This is a genomic window from Plantibacter sp. ME-Dv--P-122b (genome assembly GCF_030209375.1).
In the GTDB taxonomy this organism is placed as follows: Bacteria; Actinomycetota; Actinomycetes; order Actinomycetales; family Microbacteriaceae; genus Plantibacter.
Map to the genome: position 1 here is coordinate 64,797 of NZ_JARVSC010000002.1, position 22,957 is coordinate 87,753.

Below are 22,957 nucleotides of genomic sequence, written 5' to 3' on the forward strand. Positions count from 1 at the left end.
CTATGACGACTGAGACCGTGCCGAATCCGACCGGTTCGATCCCGACGAACGGGAAGCCGTCGGACGACCGCCTCCCGCCCGGGTCCAAGCTCTTGATCGGGTTGCTCCTCGTGTCGGCGTTCGTCGTCATCCTCAACGAGACGATCATGAGCGTCGCCCTGCCGCGGCTCATGGAGGACCTCGACATCACGGCGAGTTCCGCGCAGTGGCTGACCACCGGTTTCATGCTCACCATGGCCGTCGTGATCCCGGCGACCGGCTTCCTCCTGGAGCGGTTCTCCCTCCGGACGATGTTCATCACCGCGATGGTGCTGTTCAGCCTCGGCACACTCATCGCCGCACTGTCCCCGGGCTTCGGCACCCTGCTGCTCGGTCGTGTCGTCCAGGCCAGCGGTACCGCCATCATGATGCCGCTGCTCATGACGACCGTGCTCAACGTCGTGCCGGTCTCGGCACGCGGCCGGACGATGGGTGCGATCTCGATCGTCATCTCGGTCGCCCCGGCCGTCGGGCCGACCGTCTCCGGCCTCATCCTCAGCGTGCTCGACTGGCGCTGGATGTTCTGGATCGTCCTCCCGATCGCCGTGGTGTCGCTGGTTCTCGGCGCTGTCCTCGTGCGGAACGTCACGGAGCCGCGTCGGGTCCGCTTCGACGTGCTGTCGCTCGTCCTCTCCGCCTTCGCGTTCGGTGGCCTCATCTTCGGTCTGAGCAGCATCGGTGAGTCCGCCGAGGGACACGCGCTCATGCCCGTCTGGATCCCACTGACGGCCGGTGTCCTCGCCTTGCTGGGGTTCGTCCTCCGGCAGCGCGCCCTCGCGCGCGACGACCGGGCGTTCATGGACCTGCGCACCTTCGCGAACCGCTCCTTCACCGTCTCGATCATCCTCGTCGCGATCGTCATGATGGCGCTGTTCGGCTCGCTGATCATCCTGCCCATCTACCTGCAGAACGTCCTCCAGGTCGACACGCTGACCACCGGCCTCATGCTCCTGCCCGGCGGCTTGACGATGGCTGCCCTCGCGCCGCTGGTCGGGTCCCTGTTCGACCGGTTCGGCCCACGTCCACTGGTGATCCCCGGGGCCTTCGCCGTGAGTGCTGCGCTCTGGCTGCTGACGATGCTCGGCGTCGACAGCGCCATCGTCATGATCATCGCCGTGCACGTGCTGCTGAGCGCCGGCCTCGCGTTCATGTTCACACCGCTCCTCACCTCGGCGCTCGGTTCACTGCGGCCCGAGCTCTACCCGCACGGCAGCGCCATCGTCGGCACGGTCCAGCAACTGGCCGGTGCAGCGGGGACGGCGTTGTTCATCACCATGATGTCGACCACCGCGGCGGCTCGTGCGGCCGTCGGGAGTTCCGCGGTCGACGCGACGGCAGCCGGCGTGCAGACTGCGTTCATGTGCGGCGCCGTGCTCTCGCTGCTCGCGGTCGGTGCGTCGTTCCTCATCCGGCGAACGGACCAGGCTTCGGCGGGCGTGCACGTCGGTCACTGAACCGCACGACCTCGGTTGGCGTCAGCGCAGCCAGCGCATCGTGTAGGCGTCGGCGAGGATCGGCATCACGGGTCCGTTGAGCGCGGTTCGCAGCGCGAGGTCTCTGATTCCGACGAGCGGGCCCGGCAACGGACGCCCCAAGCGCATGTTGAGCTCCGCCTGCCATGAGGCCCGACGGATCGCGCGCTGTTGGCGGGAGACGGCCGCGGCCACGTCGTGCTGTGTCGAGAGATGTCCGGTGGTCATGCGAGCGATCAGTGGCGCGAAGACCCGTGCGTCGGACCAGCCCAGGTTCATGCCCTGCCCGCCGATCGGGCTGATCTCGTGGGCGGCGTCGCCCAGATAGACGACCCGACCGTCGACGACGCGCTTCCGTCGTCGACGAAGCACGCCGAACGCGCTGAGCATGGTGTTCGTCGCCGGATCCACGTCGTCGCCGGTGCGGTCGGCGACGAGGGACGCGAGGTCGGACGCGGTGGGTTCCGGGCGGGCGGCGTCCTGCTCGACCGAGTACCCGGTGTGCACGACGTATCGTCGCATGCCATGGGGGAGCGGGAAGGACTCGACGACCCCTCGGTGGTGCAGGTGCACCCTGGCGATGGAACCGGCCCCACTCCGATCCGCGACGTCGCCCATGAGGTACCGGTCCCGATACTGGTGCACGGGGCCCGGAGCCTGCATCCCGTCGACGGCGGCGCGTCCGCCTGCTGCGACGACCACGACGGCTGCGCGGGTGCTCACCGTTCCATCGGCGTCGTTCCCGGACACGAGGACACCGTCCTCGGCCGGGGTCAACCGCGTACAGCTCGTCCCCGTCCGGAGCGATCCCGGCGCGACGGCTTCGAGTCGAGCACGGAGGATCCGTTCGGTCCGCCATTGCTCGAGCGCGGCGACGTAGGGGTGAGGAACTGGCAGGTCACGGAACACGACCGTCCCGAGGCGTCGGCCGGCGTTCCAGGCTTCGCCCTGGTCGATCCGGACCGCGTCGCGGCGGATCTCGTCGAGGACACCGAGCCGCTCGAACAGGTCGAGCGACGGCGGGTGGATCCCGATCGCCCGAGTACCGGTCGGGGAGTCCCACCGCCGTTCCCAGACGGTCACGTCGACGCCGGCCTGAGCGAGGAGGATCGCGGACACGAGGCCGACCGGTCCGCCACCGATGACGAGCACCTGGGTCATGGGCGTCCGTCCGTCGCCGGGGCGACGCGCTGCGACAGCAGGAGCCGCATGGGGAACCGGCGTTCGACGGTCCAGTCGTCGGGCACGAGCCGCTGCAGCTCCTCCTGGCGATAGCTGCGACGGATCGAGCGGAGCCCGTCGACGTGCAGGAAGGACCGTTTCCGTCCCGGTCGGGTGGCGAGTCCATAGGCCGCATACGCGAGTCGGTTGCGCTCGAGGTCGCTGTGCAGGACGAGTCGTCGGGCGATCCGCGAGCTGTCGGCCAGCAGGCTCGACAGTCCCGCGGGATCGAGGTGGTGGAGCACGTGGTTGGACAGGACGATGTCGGCCTCCTCGCCGGCGGCGACGAGGTCGCTGCTGTGCGCCGGACGGAAGGCGACGGGGCCATCGGGGTACCGGCGACGGGCGAAGGCCACGGACCGCTCGTCGGGATCGATCCCCACGACTTGCACGGGGAGGTGGTCGGCTTGCGCCCAGTCGGCGATGGCCACGGCGACATCGCCACCACCGAAGCCGATGTCGAGGATCGTCGTGGTCCGGGAGGGGTCGAAGAGTGGACGGATGCGCGACCGGTACAGGCCACGCCAGCCGGAGACGAGCCGGTTCACCGTCGCGAACCTGGCGTAGGTGGCGTCCAGCAGCGCGGGATCGCAGTCGGGATCGTCCATCAGTTCGAGGAGATCCGTCGCACGGCGGCCGAGGTCGGGCAGCATCAGACTCGGCCGGCCCGGAGCCGGAGCAGCGCGCTCTCGATCGTCAGCCCCGGACCGAAGGCGAGGGCGCACACCCGCTCGTCGACGTCGGCCGGCGGATCGTCCATCAGGCGCTGGAGGATGAAGAGCACGGTCGCGCTCGACATGTTGCCGTACTCGCGCAGCACTGTGCGTGACGGAGCCAGCAGTTCGTCGTCGAGCCCGAATCCTCGCTGGACCCGGTCGAGGATGCTCCGGCCACCGGGATGGATCGCCCAGCGGTCGATCGACGACACCGGGGCGTCGTCGGCTGCGGCGAGGAGTGGGCGGAGGGCGATCTCGAGGTGCTCGCCGATCAGCTTGGGGACCGCGCCGCTCAGGACCATCTCGAACCCGTGATCGCCGATCGTCCAGGCCATCTCGGTCTCGCCGTCCGGCACCAGTGCCGTGGACCAGCCGTCGAACTCGAGCACGGGCGCGGTGGAACCGGTGTCGCGACCGGTCACGACGGCGGCCGCTGCACCGTCGGCGAAGACCGAGGAACCGAGGATCACGTCGGGGTCGTCGGAGGAACGGAGATGGATGGAGCAGAGCTCGATGCAGACCACGAGGACGACGGCGTCGGGGTCTGCCAGGCAGAACGCCTCTGCGGCGCGAAGGGCGGGGAACGCGGCGAAACACCCCTGGAACCCCAGGTGATAGCGCTCCGTGCTCGGGTCGAGCCCGAGGTCTCGCACGAGGAGGTACTCCGGCCCGGGCGCGAAGAACCCCGTGCAAGAGGCGGTCACGACGTGGGTGACGTCCGCCGCCGACAGGCCGGGGGCGGCGTCCAATGCCCGCCGTGCGGCCTCGAGGAGCAGCGGTGGAGCGTGCTCGATGTAGGCGTCGTTCCGCACACCGGTGGGCGGGGAGAGCACCTGCCGCTGCTCCGCGTCGTAGAAGGCGGCCGTGGTCGTCTCGACCTCGTGGTCGAAGGCGTCGATGACGGTGTGCCTGGTCTCGATGGCGGACGCGTCGAACGCGGCACCGATGAGACGTCGGGCGAGCCGGGTCCGCCCGGGTTGGTCGCGGAACACATCCCTGATCTCGTCTTGATGAAGGATGGTCTGAGGAACGGCCACGCCGATCGCCCTCACGGAGACGGTCATGCTGCAGTGTACCGCCGTGGCCCGGGTGTCGCCCTAAGCTGAGGCGGTGTTCTCCATGGTCCGTCGTCTGTTCGCGTCCTCGCATCCCGGGCCGACCGTCGCGGTGACCGTTCTCGCCGTCGTGCTCGGATCGGCCGTCGGCCTGTCGCCCCTCCGGACAGTCCTGCTCGCTGTGGTGGTGTTCGTCGGCCAGCTCTCGATCGGCTGGTCCAACGACTGGCTCGACGCCAGACGCGATCGTCACTCGGAGCGACAGGACAAACCGGTCGCGCGCGGTGACCTCGGTGTCTCGACGGTCCGGCTGGCGGCCCTCCTGGCAGGGGCGGCGAGCATTCCGCTCTCGGCATCCCTCGGCTGGGCGTCGGCTGCCGCACACCTGCTCTTCCTCGTCTGCGGGTGGGCCTACAACCTCGGCCTCAAATCGACGGCCTGGTCGGTCGTCCCGTTCATCGTGGGGTTCGGCGCACTGCCTGCCGTGGTCACCTACGCGGCTGTCCCGCCGATCGTCCCGGCCGCGTGGACGCTCGCCGTCGGTGGACTGTTCGGTGTCGCGATCCACTTCACGAACGCGCTGCCTGATCTCGAAGACGACCTGCGGACCGGCGTCCGCGGTCTGCCGCACCGGCTCGGCGCGCGGACCGCCGGTCGGACGGCCTTCGTCGCCCTCGGCGTCTCAGGTGTTGTCGCCGTCCTCGGACAGAGCGGGATCTTCGTCGGCAGGCCGACCGCACCGCCGGTCGTCGGGGTGCTGGGCGCGGTCGGCGTCCTCGCGCTCGTCGTGTGGGGGCTCGTGCTCGTCGGAACCCGAGCGCCGGACCGTCTGCTGTTCCGACTGATCATCGGGGCCGCCCTGCTCGTCACCGTGGTGCTGGCAGTGGCCGGGACGAATCTCGGCGCGGCCCTGGTCGGTTGAGACGGGGCGTCAGTACCAGTTGGTCGCTTCCGAGTGCGCCCACGCGCCGCAGGGGGAGCCGTACCGGCTGTCGATGTAGTTCAGGCCCCAGTTGATCTGCGTCGCCGCATTGGTGCGCCAGTCGTCGCCGGAGCTGGCCATCTTGCTCCCGGGCAGGGACTGCGGGATTCCGTAGGCGCCGCTGGACTCGTTGTAGGCGTTGACACGCCAGCTCGACTCTCGGGTCCAGAGCTGCAGCAGGCACTGGAACTCACCGCTGCCCCAGCCGTAGGCGCCGATCGCGGACTGCGCGTACGCCTTCGCGCCCGCCGGGTCGGCCGCGAGGTCCGGCGGCGGGGCGCTCGTGGAGCCCTCGCCGCCGGTCGCCTCGTTGCGTCGCTGCTCCTCCGCGGCGATCGCCTCCTGGCTCTGCGCGTAGGCCTGTTCGACGGCAGCGGAGGTGTTCTTGAGGACGGCGAGCTGCTGGTACAGCCGATCGCGGTTGGCCTGCTGCTCGGCGACCGCCGCATCGGCGGCGTCGCTCGCGGACTGGGCTGTCTCGTAGGTGGCGTCCGCCGCCTCCGAGAGTCGCTGACGTTCGGTCTCGGCCGCGGTCGCCTGCTCGGCGAGCGCAGTCGCCGTGTTGCTCGCGGCGGTCGCGGACGCGAGGTCTCGAGCTGAGGTCTCGCTCAGCTTGCTGACCGCACTGAGTTTGGAGAGGAGGTCGTCGTCGGCTGCACCGGAGAGGACGAGGGAGAGCGTCGGATCGACGCCGCCGGTGCGCGTCATCTGCGCGATGACCGCTCCGGCCTGGCGCTTACTCGACGCCGCTGCCGACGCTGCGGCGGTCGCCTGCGCACTGATCGTGTCGGCGACGGCGGCCTGCGCGTCGTACGCAGCCTTGGCCTCACCGGCCGCCGCGCCCTGGCGGACGGCTTCGTCGCCGAGCCTGGCGGATTCGTCGCGCAGGCCGTCGAGGAGGGAAACGATCCGGTCGGCTTCGGCCTGAGCGGTCGATTCGTTCGCCTTGGCCGCCTGGACGTCGTCCCAGCTCGGGTAGTCGGCGGTCCGGAACGATGTGGGGGTCACGGCGGCCGCCGGGCTTGCGACCGACACCGCGATGACGAGCGCGGCTCCGAGGGCGGCGGCTCGCGAGACGCCCCTCGAGCGGGTCGAGAGGGCTGTCAGCGGCTTGCGCATGCGTCCATCCTGGCTGTCACCCACGCAAGTGTAGCCGCCGATGTCACATTCGTCACTCCTGCCACACCGGGAGCGACGCCCAGCCTGCGTGGAAGATCCGAGCCTAGAGTGGGCCGGTGCAGCTGGGACGACGAGGGTTTCTCGCAGTCGGCGCCTCGATGGCGGCGGGTGCCGTCCTCGGCCTGTCCGGGTGCACGGGGCCCGGATCCTCGAGGCCGTCGAACCGCCCCACGAGCACGGCTCCGGGAGCCGCCGACCAGCGTGCGGCCGCCGAACTCGCCGCGATGACCCTGGAACAGCGGATCGCATCCATGCTGATGCTCCACGCTCCAGGCACCGACCCGGGCACGCTCCGGGCGTTCGTCGAGCGGTATCGGCCGGGCGGGTTCATCATCATGGGCGACAACGTGCCGGGTCTCGCGGGGCTCCCCGCGGTGACGAGCGCCCTCAGCCCGGACCCGACCATGCCGCTGCTCATCGGCATCGACCAGGAGGGCGGCGACGTCCGGCGCATCGACGAGGACGCGTTCGCCGCTGCGGACACCCTGAAGTCGCAGCCGTCCGCTGCGAGCGAGGAGGCGTTCCGCGGGCGAGCGGCCATGCTCGCCAGCGCCGGTTGCTCGGTCAACTTCGGCGTCGTCGCGGACGAGACCGCCGATCCGGACTCCTTCATCTACGACCGTGCCCTCGGCACGACACCGGACGCGTCGGCGGAGCGCGTGGCCGCGGCCGTCCGCGGCGAGCGGGGTACGGTGCTCAGCACGCTGAAGCACTTCCCCGGCCATGGACAGGCGCCGGGGGACTCGCACTCGACGGTCCCGACGACGGCCATCGGTGCCGCGGACTGGGCCGCGACCGACGCCCTGCCGTTCGTCGCCGGTATCGACGCCGGGGCCGAAGTCGTCATGTTCGGCCATCTGGTCTACTCGGCGGTCGACGCTGCACCGGCGACACTCTCGGCGGCCTGGCACGAACGCCTCCGGAACGACCTCGGCTTCACCGGTGTCACGATCACCGACGACATGCTCATGCTGCAGCACACGGGTCTGCCGGAGTATCAGAACCCCTCGGAGAACGCGATCCGCGCCGTGGCCGCCGGCAACACGATGCTGCTCTACGTCCTCGGGGCCGACCCGTCGTCGACCGGTGCAGACCCGGCCGTGCTCGTGGCCGACATCGCCGCCGCGGTCAGGTCCGGGAGGATTCCGGAGGCGACGATCGCAGAGGCGGCGCACCGACTCCTGCGCGTCCGGCTCGGCCTGCCGTCGCTCCGGCCGATGTCGCGCTGATGTCGGTGAGGAGAATTTCTCGGGGATGCGGGAATAGCTCCCAGGTCCGTGCGTTTGAATAGAACGTGGCGCGAGCGCGCCGCACATCGACGCAAGGAGTACCGCATGACCGACACCCTGACGATTCCCGGCTACAAGGTTGGCACCTGGGAGGTCGACGCCACGCACAGCGAGGTCGGCTTCAGCATCCGCCACATCATGGTCTCGAAGGTCAAGGGCAAGTTCGAGCGCTTCAACGCGACGTTCGTCACGCCGGAGAACCCCCTCGAGACGAAGATCACCGCGTCCGCCGAGGTCGCATCGATCAACACGAACCAGGCCGACCGCGACGGTCACCTCCGCACCGGCGACTTCTTCGACGCCGAGACCTACCCGACGATCGACTTCGTTTCGACCGGTGCCCGCGCCAAGGGCGACGACTTCCTCGTCGACGGCGACCTCACGATCAAGGGCGTGACCAAGCCCGTCACCTTCACCGTCGAGTTCGGCGGCTTCGCGACAGACCCCTACGGCAACTACAAGTTCGGCGCCACGGCGACCGCCAAGATCAACCGCGAGGACTTCGGCCTCACCTACAACGCGGCGCTCGAGACCGGCGGCGTGCTGCTCGGCAACGACGTCACGATCACCATCGAACTGCAGGCCGCGCACCAGGCGTAGTCCCAGGACGTCGAAGGGCCGGTGGAGCATCGCTCCGCCGGCCCTTCGTGCTATCCGGCCGACTCAGGTCGGCTCGCCGACGATCTCGTCGCGCACGCGACGGAGGTCCTCCATGAGCGATCCGATGAGGATCCAGTGCTGGGGGTGCGGGCGGGCGATCACGAGGGGAGCCGTCAGCGCCGGGATCTCCGCGGTCTCCGTCGGCGGCTCGTCGGATGCAGCACGATCGTTCACGAGCAGCCTGAGGTCGTGGGCCGCCCTCGTGAGCTCGACGGCGATGTCCGCCACTGTCGGTTCCTCGTGCAGGGTCGGGTCGTCGTGGTCGTGCACCGAGCGCGCCATCCCGAGCGTCCTCGTGACGACCGGCTCGAGTCGACGCAGCAGCAGGCGCTGACGGTCGAGCTCATCACGGTGCCGCGATCGACGGGGGTTGAGCAGGAGGCTGTCGTCGCCTTCCTTCACCGCGGCGATCGCCCGGTCCCGCAGGGGCTTCAACGCCCGAGCCTCCTGGAGCAACGCCACCAGCTCCGGGTCCGAGTTCGCGCGCGTGAGTGACGTGGCGAGATGGTCCAGGGTGTCGGCGCACGCGAGTGCGAGGGTGGTCACCGCCGCCTTCGCGGGAGCGAGGAGGACCGGTGCGACGAGGACGACGTTGACCAGGAGCCCGATGCCCGCACCGAGCAGGGTCTCGACGATCCGCGCGACCGCGTAGTCCGGGGTCGCCGCGCCGATCGATAGCACGAGCATCGCGCTGATCGGGATCTGGTTCGCGGATCCGGGCCCGAGGCGGAGGACCCATCCGAGGAGGATCGAGATGACGATGGCCAGGAGCACGATCCAGGCGGAGTGTCCGAAGACGATCCCGATGGCCGTCGCGAGGACGACGCCGGTGATGACCCCGAGGCTGCGTTCCAGCGCTTTCCCGAACGACTGGTTGACGCTCGGCTGCACCACCAGGATGGCCGCGATGGCGGCGAAGACCGGGAGCTGACCCGGGATGATCGTGATCGCGACGATCCAGGACGCGATGGCGGCCAGCGCCGTCTTGAGCACCTGGAGCAGGGGCAGCCGTGATCGGGTTCGCAGGACGGGTACGACGGACATGCGGTGCCGTCAGAGCTTGTCGTGGAGCTGGTCGAGCAGTTCCGCGCCGTTCCCCGCGTAGACCCAGGGGGCACCTTCGTGCTGGGCGCCGACCTTCGAGCGCCCGCCGGCGAGGACCGCCTCACCTGGGGAGAGCTGACGGATCGCCACGGCGGCGACGCGGTCGGGGTGGCGTTCCTCGAAGCTCCGGTAGAGGGCTTCGTCGTGCTGTCCGTCGTCGCCGACGAGGAGCCACCGCAGACGCGGGAAGTCCTCGGCGAACCGGTCCAGGTTGTTGCGCTTGTGCTCGCGACCGCTGCGGAAGAACCGGTCGTGCGTCGGACCCCAGTCGGTGAGGAGGAGGGCTCCTGCCGGGTAGAGGTTGCGCGAGAGGAACCGGGTGAGGGTCGGCGCGACGTTCCAGGCGCCGGTGGAGAGGTAGATGATCGGCGAACCGGGGTGCTCGCGCGCCGTGCGCTCGAGGAAGACCGCCATGCCGGGCACCGGTGTCCTGGCGTGCTCGTCGAGGACGAAGGTGTTCCAGGCCGCGACGAGTGGGCGGGGGAGCGCCGTCACCATCACCGTGTCGTCGATGTCGGACACGATGCCGAACTCGATGTCGTCGGCGACGATGAAGACCGGCGCTTCGACCGGGTCGCTGCCCTCCGAGCTCAGTCGGAGTGTGTGCCAGCCGGGGGTGAGTGACACCTGGACCACCGCGTCGACCACTCCGCCTCGGTCGCCCGTGACCGTGTGACGCTGTCCGTCGACCTCCACCTCGACCGTCGGGTCGGCGATACTCAGCGCGAAGAAGCTCTTCCAGCCGCGCACCTTCTGCTGCGGTTGGACGGTGGTCTTGCCGGGTTCCGCCAGGACGACCCTGGCCAGGACACGGATCCATGACGTCGATCCGTAGCCGGTGAAGGGGATGATCGCCGCTTCACGTCCGTGCCGCCTCGCACGACGCTGGCGGCGCAGCTGGACGGCGTCCTCCATCCGTGCGGCGAAGTGCCGGATCTGCTCGGCGGCGTCGGAGGAGGCCGTTGGACGATCGTCGGATGCCTTCACCCGTTCAGTCTGTCATGCCGGTGCGTCCGGCCCGCCGTCTCGCGGCGATGACGGTGGTCTGCTACTCGGGCGTCGAGGCGTCGTCGGGAGGTGTCGCGTCCTCCTGGGCGAGCATGTGTCGCTCCTCGCTCCGCTGGAGGAGTCGCTTCACGACGAGGACCACGACGGCGAAGACGACGATGATGCCGACGAAGACGTAGCCCGCCCCATGGAGGCGGTCCGACAGCTCGCGATAGCTGCCCGCGGCCAGTGCTCCGACGGAGACGTAGGCCGAGGACCAGATGATGCAGGCGGGCAGTGTCCAGGAGATGAAGCGTCGGTAGCTCATCGTGCTCATGCCGACCGTGAGGGGGATGAGTGAGTGGAGGACCGGGAGGAATCGCGAGATGAAGACGGCGATGCCACCCCGCCGGTCGAGATAGCGCTCGGCACGGGCCCAGTGCCGCTCGCCGATGCGACGGCCGAGTCTGCTGGCACGGATACGTGGGCCGAACCAGCGGCCGAGCGCGAACCCGACGGACTCGCCGATGAGCGCGCCGGTGATGACGACGAGGATCATCGAGACCCACTGGACAGGTCCGACGACGGCGGTGCTGGCGACGATGACGACGGTGTCGCCCGGGATGACGAGGCCGACGAGGACCGAGGTCTCGAGCATGATGCCGACGCCGGCGAGGATCGTGCGCGTCACGGGGTCGACGCTCTGCACCAGGTCGAGCAGCCAGCCGAGCACGTCGTTCACGGCTCAGAGCCTACTGCCGCGGGTGTGGGAGCGGCTCGGAAACCCCTGTTAGGACACCCTTGGATGTGTGGTCTGACCACAGGCGTGAAGTCCTGTACCATGGGTCTCGACGACATGGATCGAAGCCACGGGGATGACCACCCCGATCGGGCCGCACCTGCGCCGCCTTCCCTGGATGCCGCGAAAAATGGAGTGATCATCGTGAACGACCTTCTCGACCCGTTACTGCTGTCCCGATGGCAGTTCGGCCTCACCACCGTCTACCACTTCATCTTCGTGCCGCTCACCATCGGCATGGCGGTGACGGTCGCCGGGTTCCAGACCGCCTGGGTCCGGACCGGCAAGCTGCACTACCTGCAGCTCACCCGCTTCTTCGGGAAGATCTTCCTCATCAACTTCGCCATGGGCGTCGTGACCGGCATCGTCCAGGAGTTCCAGTTCGGCATGAACTGGTCCACCTACTCCAGGTTCGTCGGCGACGTCTTCGGCGCACCGCTGGCACTCGAGGGCCTGCTCGCGTTCTTCCTCGAGGCGACCTTCATCGGGCTCTGGATCTTCGGCTGGGACAAGCTGTCACCGAAGCTCCACCTCGCCACCATCTGGATCGTGGCGCTCGGCACCGTCCTGTCGGCCTACTTCATCATCGCGGCGAACGCCTTCATGCAGAACCCGGTCGCCTTCCGGATCAACGAGGAGCGCGGCCGCGCCGAGCTCACGAACATCTGGGAGCTGCTGACCAACAAGGTCGCTCTGGCCGCATTCCCGCACACGATCTTCGCGTGCTTCATGGTCTCCGCAGCCGTCATCATCACCGCTGCCGCCTGGCACCTCGCCCGGGGCCAGCACGTCGAGGCGATGCGCCCGGCGCTCAAGGTCGGTGCGTGGAGCATGCTCCTCGCGGGCGGTGCCACCATGCTCGCCGGCGACCAGCTCAGCCTCGCCATGGTCGAGACCCAGCCGATGAAGATGGCGGCTGCGGAGGCGATGTACAACACGGCGAGTGGTGCGGACGCCTCCTTCTCGATCTTCACCCTCGGCACGCCCGACGGCGTCCACGAGCTCTTCTCGATCCGCATCCCGTACCTCCTGTCGTTCCTGTCGACCCACACCTTCGACGGCACGGTCGAGGGCATCAACGACCTCCAGGCCCAGTACACCCAGCTCTACGGTCCGGGCGACTACTCGCCCGTCATCTGGGTCACCTATTGGGCGTTCCGCTGGATGATCGGCCTCGGCCTCGCCTCGATGCTCGTCGCGGCCGCCGGTCTCTGGTTCACCCGCAAGGGCCGCGAGCCGAAGCGCTGGATGTGGCGCGTCGCGGTCTGGGCCGTCCCGATGCCCTTCCTCGCCATGACCATGGGCTGGGTCTTCACCGAGATGGGCCGCCAGCCGTGGATCGTCTTCAGTCTGTTGAAGACGGAGGACGCGGTCTCGCCGAACACCACCGGCCTCGACGTCCTGATCTCGCTGATCGCCTTCACAGCCGTCTACGGCGCCCTGCTCGTCGTCGAGTTCGGTCTGCTGAAGAAGACGATCAAGGCTGGACCCGACCCGATCGAGCTGTCCGAACCCGACGAGGACGGCGTGCAGAAGCCCGCCGCCCCCGCGACCACGGTCTACTAGGAGCGCATCATGGACCTCACGATTCTCTGGTTCTGGATCATCGCCGCACTGTTCGTCGGCTACTTCGTCCTCGACGGTTTCGACTTCGGCGTCGGCATGACCATCCCCTTCCTCGGGAGGGACGAGACCGACCGCCGGATGCTCATCAACACCATCGGCCCCGTCTGGGATCTCAACGAGACCTGGCTGATCGTCGCCGGTGCGAGCCTCTTCGCGGCATTCCCTGAGTGGTATGCGACCCTGTTCAGCGGCTTCTACCTCCCGCTGCTGCTCATCCTGCTCGCGCTCATCGTCAGAGGGGTGTCCTTCGAGTACCGGCACCAGCGGCCGGAAGCCTCCTGGAAACGGCGCTTCGACCTCATGATCATCGTCGGCTCGGCCCTGCCGGCCTTCCTCTGGGGCGTCGCCTTCGCGAACATCGTCCAGGGCGTCCCGCTCGATGCCGACCACAACTTCACCGGCACGCTCTTCACCCTGCTCAACCCGTACGGCATCCTCGGTGGTCTCACGACGCTCGTGCTCTTCTTCGCCCACGGTGCCGTGTTCGCCTCGCTGAAGACCGAGGGCGACATCCGCGAGCGCGCCCGCCGCCTCGCGAGCCGTGCCGGGCTCGTCGCGATCCTCCTCGCGGCGTCGTTCCTCGGCTGGACCGTCCTCGCGCACTTCTCGCTCCCGGTGCTGATCCTCGCGGCCATCGCCGCGGTCTCGCTCATCAGCGCCTGGTTCGCGAACAGCCGTGGGCTGGAAGGCCGTGCGTTCGCGCTCATGGCCGTGACCGTCGCGGCGGCCGTGCTCACCCTGTTCACGGCGCTCTTCCCAGCGGTGATGCCGGCGAGCAACGACCCGGCGAACAGCCTGACGATCGCGAACGCCTCCTCGACGGAGTACACCCTCACGGTGATGTCGTGGACCGCCCTGATCTTCCTGCCGCTGATCCTCGCTTACCAGGGATGGACGTACTGGGTGTTCCGCAAGCGCATCACGCGGAAGCACATCGAAGCCGCCGCGCACTAACCTGTCATCGTGCGCCCCCTCGATCCGCGACTGCTCCGCTATGCCCGCGGAGCCCGGTCGATCCTCGGACTCGGCGCGGTCATCGCGCTCGTCCAGACCGCCTGCACGCTCGGGTTCGCCTGGTTCGTCGCCCAGCTCGTGTCCCGGTCGATCGCCGGGGACCCGGTCGAGGACCTCCTGCCGTCGCTCTGGCTGCTGATCGGCATCGTCGTGCTGCGTGCCGGAGCCGTCCTCGCCTCCGACTCGGTGAACGCCCGCGGCTCCGCGATCGTCCGCAGTCAGTTGCGGCGGGCGCTCGCCGACGCGTTCGAGACGCTCGGGCCGGGGTGGGTCTCGCGTCGGAGCTCCGCGGCACTGACGACCGTGGCGGGCCGCGGGCTCGACGCCTTGGACGCGTACTTCGGTCGCTACGTCCCGCAGCTCATCCTGACGGCGATCGCCATGCCGATCATCGCGGCGGTGATCTTCGTCCAGGACCCGCTCAGCGGCATCACGGTGATCGTGACGCTCCCGCTCATCCCCGTCTTCATGATCCTCATCGGATTCGCGACCCAGGCGGTGCAGCGGCGCCAGTGGGAGACCTTGGCCCACCTGTCGCGCGGTTTCCTCGAGCTCGTCGCGGGCATGGCGACCCTCAAGCTGTTCGGTCGGCAGCACCGGCAGGTGCAGCGGATCCGAACCGTCACCGAGGAGTACCGCGTCGAGACGATGAAGGTCCTGCGGTTCTCGTTCGTGAGCGGCTTCGCCCTCGAGCTGCTGTCGAGTCTCGCCGTCGCCGTGGTCGCGGTCGGTATCGGCTTGCGGCTCCTCGACGGCTCGCTCCTCCTCGGGACCGGGCTCTTCGTCCTGATCCTCGCGCCGGAGGCCTTCCTGCCGCTGCGGAACGTCGGCGCGAACTACCACGCGGCCGCGGAGGGGGTCACCGCCGCCGACGAGGTCTTCGAGATCCTCGACGAGGCGAAGGCCGTGCGCGAGTCGTCGTCGGCTCCGGATCGGATCGGTGCCGTGGCGTCGGCCGACGGGTCCACTCGCCGGACGCCGGGTCTGGTGCTCGACGGCCTCGGCGTGGACTACGACGGGCTGCTGGTGCTGGACGCCCTCGACGCGACCTTCCCGGCCGGCGCGGTGACCGCCGTCGTCGGTCCCAGTGGAGCCGGGAAGACGAGCATGGCGTCGGCGATCCTCGGATTCGTGGACGCCAGCGGGTCGATCCTGCACGACGGCGGACGCGTGCCATCGGCGCCCACCGGACGACGCTGGTTGTCCTGGGCGCCGCAGCGTCCGGTCCTCATCGCGGGGACGGTCGCCAGCAACGTCGCGCTGGGCGATGACGCACCCGACGAGACGCTCATCGTCGAGGCGTTGTCGGCACTCGGGCTGTCCGCGCTGCCGCTCGAACACCCCATCGGCGCGGTCGGCGACGGCGTGAGCGGTGGGCAGGCGCAACGGATCGCGATCGCGAGGGCCTTGTACCGACTGCGGCGCACCCCCGCGGATGCCGGAACGCCGGTGCTGTTGCTCGACGAACCGAGCTCGGCGCTCGACGCAGCCTCCGAGGCGCTCGTCATCGACGCCGCGCGCGACGCCGCTCGGGCCGGGGCGGCCGTCATCGTCATCACCCACCGACCGGCGATCGTCGAACGTGCCGACGCGGTGCTCGAGATCCGCGTGCGGTCGGAACACGTCCAGGACGACGAGGCGGTGCTCCATGGATGACCGCGTTCGACAGATCATCCGACTGGCGCAACCGCCGGCTCGCCGGTTCGTCCCTGGACTCCTCGCCGGGATCCTCTCCGCGGGAGCCGCCGTCGCCCTCCTCGCTTCGAGCGCGTTCCTCATCACGAAGGCCGCGGAGCAGCCCTCGATCGTCGAGCTGGGTGTCGCCGTCGTCGGGGTGCGCGCGTTCGCGCTCGCCCGGGCGTCGTTCCGCTACCTCGAACGCCTGCTCAGCCACGACGCTGCATTCCGTCAATTGGCGCAGCTGCGCGCCGGCATGATCGAACGGGTCATCCCGGTCGCTCCCGACGGACTGCAGCTCACGGGCCGCGGCGATCTCCTGACGCGACTCGTGACCGATGTGGACGAGCTGCAGAACGTACCGTTGCGGGTCGTCCAACCGCTGGTGGTGTCGGGCGTCGTCGCCGGTGCCTCCGTCATCCTCGCGACTGCGCTGCTCCCGGCCGCCGGGATCGCGCTCGCGGTCTGCCTCGTCGCGGCGTTCCTCGTCTCGTGGTTGCTCGTGAGCCGGGTGGCGGCGCGCGCCGAACGCGAACTCGCGCCGCTGCGCGGTGCGCTGTCGGAAGCGCTGCTCGAACTCGTGACCGGTCTCGACGTGCTGACCGCCTACGGCGCGGTCGACGCCGCGCGGGCACGGATCGAACACGCCGACGCGGCACTCACGCGCGCGATGGTACGGCGGGCGGCGGGCGCCGGGGTTGCCGGGGCCGTCCTCTCCCTGGCTTCCGGTGCGTCCGTCGTCGCGGCGCTCTGGGCAGGCATGCCGGCCTTGGGAACGATCGGCGGCCCCGCGCTCACCGTGATCGTCCTCGTCCCGCTCGCCGTGTTCGAGGTCTGCGCGATGGTGCCCCTCGCGTTCGGGGCCTGGCGGGAAGCGGTCGCGAGCGCCGAGCGCGTGGCGGAAGCGGTCCCGAGCGAGCGCCCCGACGAGATCCCGGACGAGGACACCGGCAGTGTCCTCAGGCCGGCCTTCGACGGCGTCATGCTCGAGGCGGAGCACCTCAGCGCACGGTGGCCCGGGAGCACGGAGCCGGCTCTCGCGCCGATCAGCTTCCGGCTGTCGGCCGGCGACCGGCTGCTCGTCGAAGGTGACAGCGGAGCCGGGAAGACCACCCTGGCCCACGCCCTCGTCCGCTTCCTCGAGTATGAGGGCGGGTACCGCGTCGGCGGTGTCGAGGCACGCGACCTCCGCCCGGACACGTTGCGCGAGTCGGTCGGTCTCGTCGAGCAGCGTCCGTTCCTCTTCGACGCCGACATCCGCCAGAACCTCCTCTTCGCCAGGGACACGGCCGACGACGCTGAGCTCGAGGCCGTGCTGGAGCGGGTCGGGCTCTCGACCTGGCTCGCTGAACGCGGCGGACTCGACCGCCCGGTGGGGGAGCACGGCGCGCTCGTCTCGGGCGGGCAGGCGCAACGCATCGCCCTCGCCCGTGCGCTCCTCCGCGAGTTCCCCGTACTCGTGCTCGACGAGCCGACCGCCAACGTCGATCCCGAGCGCGCGACCGCCCTGCTCGAGGACCTCCTCGGTGTCGCGGGCTCCGAGGGTCGTGCGGTCATCGTGATCTCACACACGCCGGTTCCCGACAGCCTCGTGACCGGTCGCCTCCGGATCGTCGCGCCGCCGATCGCGGCCGTCGGCTGATGCGATCCACCGGAGCACGCCGGCAGGTCGTCCTCCCGGCCTGGTCCGAGCCGGAGGACGTCTACCGACGCGTGTTCGCTGACGAGCCCTGGGCGGCCTGGTTGGATTCGGGCCAGGGCGCCCGGACCGGCGTCAGTCTCATCGGACGCGGGACCGAACGCCTGGCCGCGGACGTCAGGCTCGGCACGGTGGAGCGCGTCACCCCGGTCGCCACCTCGGTCGATCAGACGACGATCCTCGACACCCTCCGCACCGTGCACGCGGAGGGCGACCCGGGCGATTGGGTCGGGTGGTTCGGCTACGAGTCGGGGGCAGCGCTCGTCGGGGTTCCGGCACACGCGGCCGCCTCCCCGGATGTGCTCTTCCTGCGCCTCGACGACCAGGTGCGGTTCGACCATGCGGCGCGGACGGTGACGATCTCGTCGGACGATCCCGACTGGATCGCGGCGGTCGTCGAGCGGTTGAGTACGGCGACCGAGCCTCCTCCCGTGGCCGAGGCGGCCGGCGGTGTCTGCGCGCCCCGTCACAGCGATGCCGCATACGTGCGGCTCGTCGAGCGGTGCCAGGAGCACATCACCCGTGGGGACGCCTACCAGTTGTGCTTGACGAACCACCTGCGCGTCGACGGGGTCCACGACCCGCTCGCGACCTATCTGCGGCTGCGCAGGACGAGCCCCACGCACCACGGCGGCTTCCTCCGGTTCGGTCCGATCAGTCTCGCGAGCGCGTCTCCTGAGCAGTTCCTCGAGGTCTCGGCCGACGGCCGCGTCAGGACGAAGCCGATCAAGGGGACCCGGCCGAGAGGTGCCGATCCCGAGGAGGACGCCCGTCAGCGCGCCGATCTGCTCGCGAGCCCCAAGGAGCGCGCGGAGAACCTCATGATCGTCGATCTGATGCGGAACGACCTCTCCAGGGTCTGCGAGCTGGGTTCCGTGGCGGTCACGGCGCTCCATCACGTCGAGAGCTACCCGCAGGTGCACCAACTCGTCAGCACCGTCGAAGGACGGTTGCGCGCAGGGCTGGACGCACTCGACGTCGTCGAGGTCGCGTTCCCGGCCGGATCGATGACCGGCGCCCCGAAACGCCGGGCGATGGAGCTGCTGTACGACCTCGAAGCGGGACCGCGCGGGGTGTACGCCGGGGCGTTCGGACTGCTGTCCGCTGACGGATCGATGGATCTCGCCATGGTCATCCGATCCATCGTGATCGATCCGCAGGGTGCGTCGATCGGGACGGGTGGTGGTATCACGGCGCTGTCCGACGCCCGGGAGGAGCTCGAGGAGACGTGGACCAAGGCGGCGGCCCCGCTGGCGGCACTCGGCGTCGGACGTCCCCCTGCCGAATCCCGGTAGGCTTGACCGTTGGACGGAGCGCCGTCGTGCGCTCCAGCCCGTCCATCCTGCGGCCGAGCGCCGTGCGAGCAGCCTACGGGCTTCCACCCCCAGCACCTGCAGTGATTGAGAGTGACGTGTCAGACGAGCGCAACACCGACGACCGCCGAGACGGCGAGCGGTACGACTTCCAGGCGATCCAGGAGAAGTGGCTTCCCGTCTGGGACGAGCTGAAGCCCTTCGCAGCGGGCGACCCTGCCGACAAACGTCCGCGCAAGTACGTGCTCGACATGTTCCCGTACCCCTCGGGCGACCTGCACATGGGTCACGCCGAGGCGTTCGGCTTCGGCGACATCGTCGCGCGGTACTGGCGTCACCAGGGCTTCAACGTCCTGCACCCGATCGGCTGGGACTCGTTCGGTCTCCCCGCCGAGAACGCCGCCATCCAGCGCGGCGTCGACCCGCGCGAGTGGACCTACGCGAACATCGCGCAGCAGAAGGCCAGCTTCCGCCAGTACGGCCCCTCGTTCGACTGGGACCGCGAACTGCACACGAGCGACCCCGAGTACTACCGGTGGAACCAGTGGCTGTTCCTCCAGCTGTTCGAGAAGGGCCTCGCGTACCGCAAGGCGAGCCCCGTCAACTGGTGCCCGAACGACCAGACCGTGCTCGCCAACGAGCAGGTCGTCGACGGACACTGCGAGCGCTGCGGCGCCGAGGTGACGAAGAAGAAGCTCACCCAGTGGTACTTCCGCATCACCGACTACGCGGACCGTCTGATCGACGACCTCAACCAGCTCGAGGGCACCTGGCCGGCCAAGGTCCTCAGCATGCAGCGGAACTGGATCGGTCGATCCAACGGTGCGGACGTCTCGTTCTCCATCGAGGGTCGTGCCGAGCCCGTCTCCGTGTACACGACCCGCCCCGACACGCTGTACGGCGTGACGTTCATGGTCGTGGCGCCCGACTCGGAGCTCGCAGCCGAGCTCGTCGCCGACACCTCCGACGAGGTCAAGGGGCGATTCCAGGCCTACCTCGACAGCGTCAAGGGCGAGAGCGAGATCGCGCGGCTCGCGACCGACCGCCAGAAGACCGGCGTGTTCCTCGAGCGGTACGCGATCAACCCGCTGAGTGGCGAGCGCCTGCCGATCTGGGCGGCCGACTACGTCCTGGCCGACTACGGTCACGGGGCGATCATGGCGGTTCCCGCGCACGACCAGCGCGACCTCGACTTCGCGCGGGCGTTCGACCTGCCCGTGCGCGTCGTGGTGGACACCACACAGCCCGTCACCGGTGCCATCCCGATCATCGTCGACGGTGAGCTGCCGGAGGACCTCCCGTCGATCGATCCCGCCAAGACGGGTGTCGCGCTGACGGGCGACGGTCGCCTGACGAACTCCGGCCCCTTCGACGGCCTGAGCAAGGCGAACGCGATCCCGAAGGTCACGGCTGCGCTCGCGTCGAGCGGCCTCGGCGCGAAGACGAAGAACTACCGCCTCCGCGACTGGCTCATCTCGCGACAGCGCTACTGGGGCACGCCGATCCCGATCATCCACTGCGACGCCTGTGGCGAGGTGCCGGTCCCCGAGGACCAGCTCCCCGTGCGGCTTCCGGATGCCGCGGGTCTCGACCTGCGTCCGAAGGGCATGAGCCCGCTCGCGGCGGCTGAGGACTGGATCAACGTGGACTGCCCGTCGTGCGGGAAGCCTGCGAAGCGCGACTCCGACACGATGGACACCTTCGTCGACAGCTCGTGGTACTTCCTCCGGTTCTTGAACCCGACCTCCGACGAGATCGCGTTCGACCCGAAGGAAGCCGACAAGTGGGCCCCGGTCGACCAGTACGTCGGCGGTGTCGAGCACGCGATCCTGCACCTGCTCTACTCGCGGTTCATCACGAAGGTCCTGTTCGACCTCGGCAAGGTCGGCTTCACCGAGCCCTTCAGCGCGCTCCTCAACCAGGGCATGGTCATCCTCGACGGTTCGAAGATGAGCAAGAGCAAGGGCAACCTGGTGGAGTTCGCCCAGGAGCTGCGGTCGTACGGCGCCGACGCCCTCCGCGTCACGATGGCGTTCGCCGGTCCTCCGGAGGACGACATCGACTGGGCGGACGTCTCGCCGGCCGGGTCGGCCAAGTTCCTGGCACGCGCCTGGCGGGTCGCGCACGATGTCACCAGCTCGCCCGACGTCGCTTGGAAGGACGGCGACGAGAAGCTGCGGAAGGTCACGCATCACTTCCTCGCGGAGGCTCCCGGCCTCATCGAGGCGGGCAAGTTCAACGTCGTCGTGGCACGGCTCATGGAGCTCGTCAACGCGACGCGGAAGGCGATCGACGCCGGGCCCGGTGCGGGCGACCCCGCAGTGCGTGAGTCCGCCGAGGTGACGGCCATGGCGCTCGACCTCTTCGCCCCGTTCACTGCCGAGGACATGTGGGCCAAGCTCGGTTACCAGCCGTCGATCTCGCTGGTGCCGTGGCGGAAGGCCGACCGGTCGCTGTTGGTCGAAGACCAGGTGACCGCGGTGGTCCAGGTCGACGGCAAGGTCCGCGACCGGCTCGAGGTGTCGCCGAAGATCTCCGGCGAGGAGCTCGAGCAGCTTGCACGCGCGAGTGCGGCTGTGCAGCGTTCCGTGGGCGATCGCGAGATCGTCAACGTCGTGGTGCGCGCCCCGCGCGTGGTGAGCATCGCCACGAAGGGCTGACGCGGTTCGGGGCGGGCCCTGTGGCCCGTCCCGAACACGCTCGGAGCGCTCGGGCACGACCATCGAGTCGGACCCGTGTCCCATCCGACGGCAGGGTGTTCTCGGATCGCGTCCCGCCCGGCTGCCTGTGCTTCCTCGCTAGCATGACCGGGTGACCGCCCTCGCCCCAGCAGTACGAACGCTCCGCGTGTTCCAGATCCTGTGGGTGATCGGCTTCCTGATCGGAACGACCACGCACACGGCGGATCTGATCCTCGGCGGGTTGGACGTCTACGGCGGCTTCCCGCCCGGCGTCCGGCTGTTCTGGGTGACGCTCACGGTCTTGGACCCCATCACCGCTGTGCTGATCATCCTTCGACGGCGCGCCGGCATCGTGCTCGGCATCGCGGTGATCGTCGCCGACATCGCCGTGAACTGGTCCGTCTTCGTTCTGCTCGGCGGACTGTCGTGGTTCGGCGTCATCAATCAGAGCCTGTTCGCGGTGCTTATCCTCGCCACGGCTCGCCTCCTGTGGATCTGGTTCGGGAAGTCTTCGACACGAGCGCGGGCCGACGCGGCCAGAGCGGCCTGACCGCCCCCGATCGGAAGACGACCGGTCAGCACCGAGGCGCTCGGTCAGCTGACTGATCCTGCATCCCCCGTGAACGCGCTCCACAGGGGCGGGCGCGGTGCGTTCGGTGCCCATGGCGACGGCGAGCGTGTGGTGCGGGGCGTCCGGGCTCGTAGCGTTCGAGGATGACCATCGAACCGGAACCCACGTCCCGCCCGGTGCCGTCCAGGCGTTCGTCCACACGCCGCCTGCTGCGTGAGCTGCCGCGCCCAGAGTTCCGTGTCGGGGCGGTCGTCGTGCTGGTGATCGCGGCCCTCGTCGTCGCCATCCTCGTCTCGCTGTTCACCTCAGGTGGGGCGGTCAGGACGATCGGTGGGGCGGAGCTGTCGGCGGATGCGAGCCCTGTGTCCGGCGCGACTCCGGGAGCGACCGCGCCCGCCAGCTCGGCGGCGGGGGAGCTGTTCATCCATGTACTCGGAGCGGTCGCTGCCCCTGGTGTCTACCGGCTGCCGGACGGATCACGTGCGTTCGATGCGGTGGCCTCCGCCGGCGGCCTCCTACCGGAAGCGGACACCAGTGCCGTGAACCTTGCACGGTTCGTGAACGACGGCGAGCAACTGTACGTCCCCGTGGCCGGCGAGGTGCCACCGGGTGGAGGCGCGGGCGGGTCGGCTGCCGGGAGTCCGTCCGGCTCGCAGCTCGTCAACGTGAACACGGCATCTGCGGCCGAGCTCACCGCACTCCCGCGGATCGGGGAGGCGTTGGCTGCACGCATCATCGCCTGGCGGGAGGCGAACGGGCCGTTCGCCACCCTCGACGACCTGAGCGCGGTCGAAGGCATCGGAGCGAAAACCCTTGAGGGGCTTCGCGCGGCGGCGACGGTGTGACCGCCGACGCGGCCCCAGGATCGACGTC

19 protein-coding genes are annotated in these 22,957 nt (G+C 69.5%); 12 read left to right on the forward strand and 7 right to left on the reverse strand.

Annotated elements, in window-relative coordinates; genetic code table 11:
- The first annotated feature begins 2 nt into the window (after positions 1-2).
- On the forward strand, positions 3-1,493 hold the full coding sequence (locus tag QRN19_RS03785) for a DHA2 family efflux MFS transporter permease subunit (RefSeq protein ID WP_285025338.1): 1,491 nt from the start codon (positions 3-5) through the stop codon (positions 1,491-1,493).
- A gap of 21 nt (positions 1,494-1,514) precedes the next feature.
- On the opposite strand, the gene QRN19_RS03790 is transcribed toward QRN19_RS03785, so the two are convergent.
- Genes QRN19_RS03790 through QRN19_RS03800 form a run of 3 tightly spaced genes read right to left on the reverse strand, consistent with a single transcriptional unit; the run spans position 1,515 to position 4,512 of the window.
- Entirely contained in the window at positions 1,515-2,672 is a 1,158-nt protein-coding gene (locus QRN19_RS03790; protein WP_285025340.1) for an FAD-dependent oxidoreductase, read from the reverse strand.
- Positions 2,669-3,385 carry a class I SAM-dependent methyltransferase gene (locus QRN19_RS03795; protein ID WP_285025341.1) on the reverse strand — a complete coding sequence of 239 codons (717 nt, stop codon included), beginning with the start codon at positions 3,383-3,385 and terminating at the stop codon, positions 2,669-2,671. Before QRN19_RS03795 ends, QRN19_RS03790 begins: the two co-directional genes overlap by 4 nt.
- Positions 3,385-4,512, reverse strand: a complete 1,128-nt coding sequence (locus QRN19_RS03800; RefSeq protein WP_285025343.1) for a type III polyketide synthase — start codon at positions 4,510-4,512, stop codon at positions 3,385-3,387. The genes QRN19_RS03795 and QRN19_RS03800 overlap by 1 nt, the downstream gene beginning before the upstream one ends.
- Positions 4,513-4,567: 55 nt before the next feature.
- Between QRN19_RS03800 and QRN19_RS03805 the strand changes: the two genes are divergently transcribed.
- Positions 4,568-5,425, forward strand: a complete 858-nt coding sequence (locus QRN19_RS03805) for a UbiA family prenyltransferase (protein ID WP_285025564.1) — start codon at positions 4,568-4,570, stop codon at positions 5,423-5,425.
- A 9-nt stretch (positions 5,426-5,434) separates the two neighbouring features.
- On the opposite strand, the gene QRN19_RS03810 is transcribed toward QRN19_RS03805, so the two are convergent.
- Positions 5,435-6,604, reverse strand: a complete 1,170-nt coding sequence (locus tag QRN19_RS03810) for a coiled-coil domain-containing protein (RefSeq protein WP_285025344.1) — start codon at positions 6,602-6,604, stop codon at positions 5,435-5,437.
- A gap of 116 nt (positions 6,605-6,720) precedes the next feature.
- Here QRN19_RS03810 and QRN19_RS03815 point away from each other — a divergent pair, with 116 nt between their 5' ends.
- Together QRN19_RS03815 and QRN19_RS03820 are read left to right on the forward strand one after the other, a co-directional pair.
- Positions 6,721-7,893: a glycoside hydrolase family 3 N-terminal domain-containing protein gene (locus QRN19_RS03815; RefSeq protein ID WP_285025345.1), complete on the forward strand. Its 1,173-nt coding sequence runs from the start codon at positions 6,721-6,723 to the stop codon at positions 7,891-7,893.
- Positions 7,894-7,998: 105 nt separating this feature from the next.
- Complete coding sequence (locus QRN19_RS03820; RefSeq protein ID WP_285025346.1) at positions 7,999-8,553, forward strand: YceI family protein; 555 nt, start codon at positions 7,999-8,001, stop codon at positions 8,551-8,553.
- Between the two features lie 63 nt (positions 8,554-8,616).
- On the opposite strand, the gene QRN19_RS03825 is transcribed toward QRN19_RS03820, so the two are convergent.
- The 3 genes from QRN19_RS03825 to QRN19_RS03835 all read right to left on the reverse strand — a co-directional run bounded on the left by QRN19_RS03825 (position 8,617) and on the right by QRN19_RS03835 (position 11,446).
- On the reverse strand, positions 8,617-9,657 hold the full coding sequence (locus QRN19_RS03825; RefSeq protein ID WP_285025348.1) for an FUSC family protein: 1,041 nt from the start codon (positions 9,655-9,657) through the stop codon (positions 8,617-8,619).
- A 9-nt stretch (positions 9,658-9,666) separates the two neighbouring features.
- On the reverse strand, positions 9,667-10,632 hold the full coding sequence (locus QRN19_RS03830; RefSeq protein WP_085511052.1) for an App1 family protein phosphatidate phosphatase: 966 nt from the start codon (positions 10,630-10,632) through the stop codon (positions 9,667-9,669).
- A gap of 133 nt (positions 10,633-10,765) precedes the next feature.
- Positions 10,766-11,446 (reverse strand): DedA family protein, encoded by a 681-nt coding sequence (locus QRN19_RS03835; protein WP_285025350.1) that lies wholly within the window; start codon positions 11,444-11,446, stop codon positions 10,766-10,768.
- A gap of 201 nt (positions 11,447-11,647) precedes the next feature.
- On the opposite strand from QRN19_RS03835, the gene QRN19_RS03840 reads away from it, so the two are divergent.
- The 8 genes from QRN19_RS03840 to QRN19_RS03875 all read left to right on the forward strand — a co-directional run bounded on the left by QRN19_RS03840 (position 11,648) and on the right by QRN19_RS03875 (position 22,929).
- The gene (locus QRN19_RS03840) at positions 11,648-13,069 is read left to right on the forward strand and encodes a cytochrome ubiquinol oxidase subunit I (protein WP_285025351.1); all 1,422 of its coding nucleotides are present in this window, start codon (positions 11,648-11,650) and stop codon (positions 13,067-13,069) included.
- Between the two features lie 9 nt (positions 13,070-13,078).
- Complete coding sequence (gene cydB / locus QRN19_RS03845; RefSeq protein ID WP_285025353.1) at positions 13,079-14,083, forward strand: cytochrome d ubiquinol oxidase subunit II; 1,005 nt, start codon at positions 13,079-13,081, stop codon at positions 14,081-14,083.
- Positions 14,084-14,092: 9 nt separating this feature from the next.
- Complete coding sequence (gene cydD / locus QRN19_RS03850; RefSeq protein ID WP_285025355.1) at positions 14,093-15,799, forward strand: thiol reductant ABC exporter subunit CydD; 1,707 nt, start codon at positions 14,093-14,095, stop codon at positions 15,797-15,799.
- Positions 15,792-17,462, forward strand: coding sequence for a thiol reductant ABC exporter subunit CydC (gene cydC / locus QRN19_RS03855; protein ID WP_285025356.1), 1,671 nt, complete (start codon positions 15,792-15,794; stop codon positions 17,460-17,462). Before cydD ends, cydC begins: the two co-directional genes overlap by 8 nt.
- Positions 17,462-18,814: an aminodeoxychorismate synthase component I gene (gene pabB / locus QRN19_RS03860; RefSeq protein ID WP_285025357.1), complete on the forward strand. Its 1,353-nt coding sequence runs from the start codon at positions 17,462-17,464 to the stop codon at positions 18,812-18,814. Before cydC ends, pabB begins: the two co-directional genes overlap by 1 nt.
- Positions 18,815-18,930: 116 nt before the next feature.
- On the forward strand, positions 18,931-21,492 hold the full coding sequence (leuS, locus tag QRN19_RS03865; RefSeq protein WP_085510711.1) for a leucine--tRNA ligase: 2,562 nt from the start codon (positions 18,931-18,933) through the stop codon (positions 21,490-21,492).
- A gap of 151 nt (positions 21,493-21,643) precedes the next feature.
- The gene (locus tag QRN19_RS03870; RefSeq protein ID WP_285025359.1) at positions 21,644-22,063 is read left to right on the forward strand and encodes a hypothetical protein; all 420 of its coding nucleotides are present in this window, start codon (positions 21,644-21,646) and stop codon (positions 22,061-22,063) included.
- Positions 22,064-22,227: 164 nt separating this feature from the next.
- The gene (locus tag QRN19_RS03875; protein WP_285025360.1) at positions 22,228-22,929 is read left to right on the forward strand and encodes a ComEA family DNA-binding protein; all 702 of its coding nucleotides are present in this window, start codon (positions 22,228-22,230) and stop codon (positions 22,927-22,929) included.
- Positions 22,930-22,957: the final 28 nt, after the last annotated feature.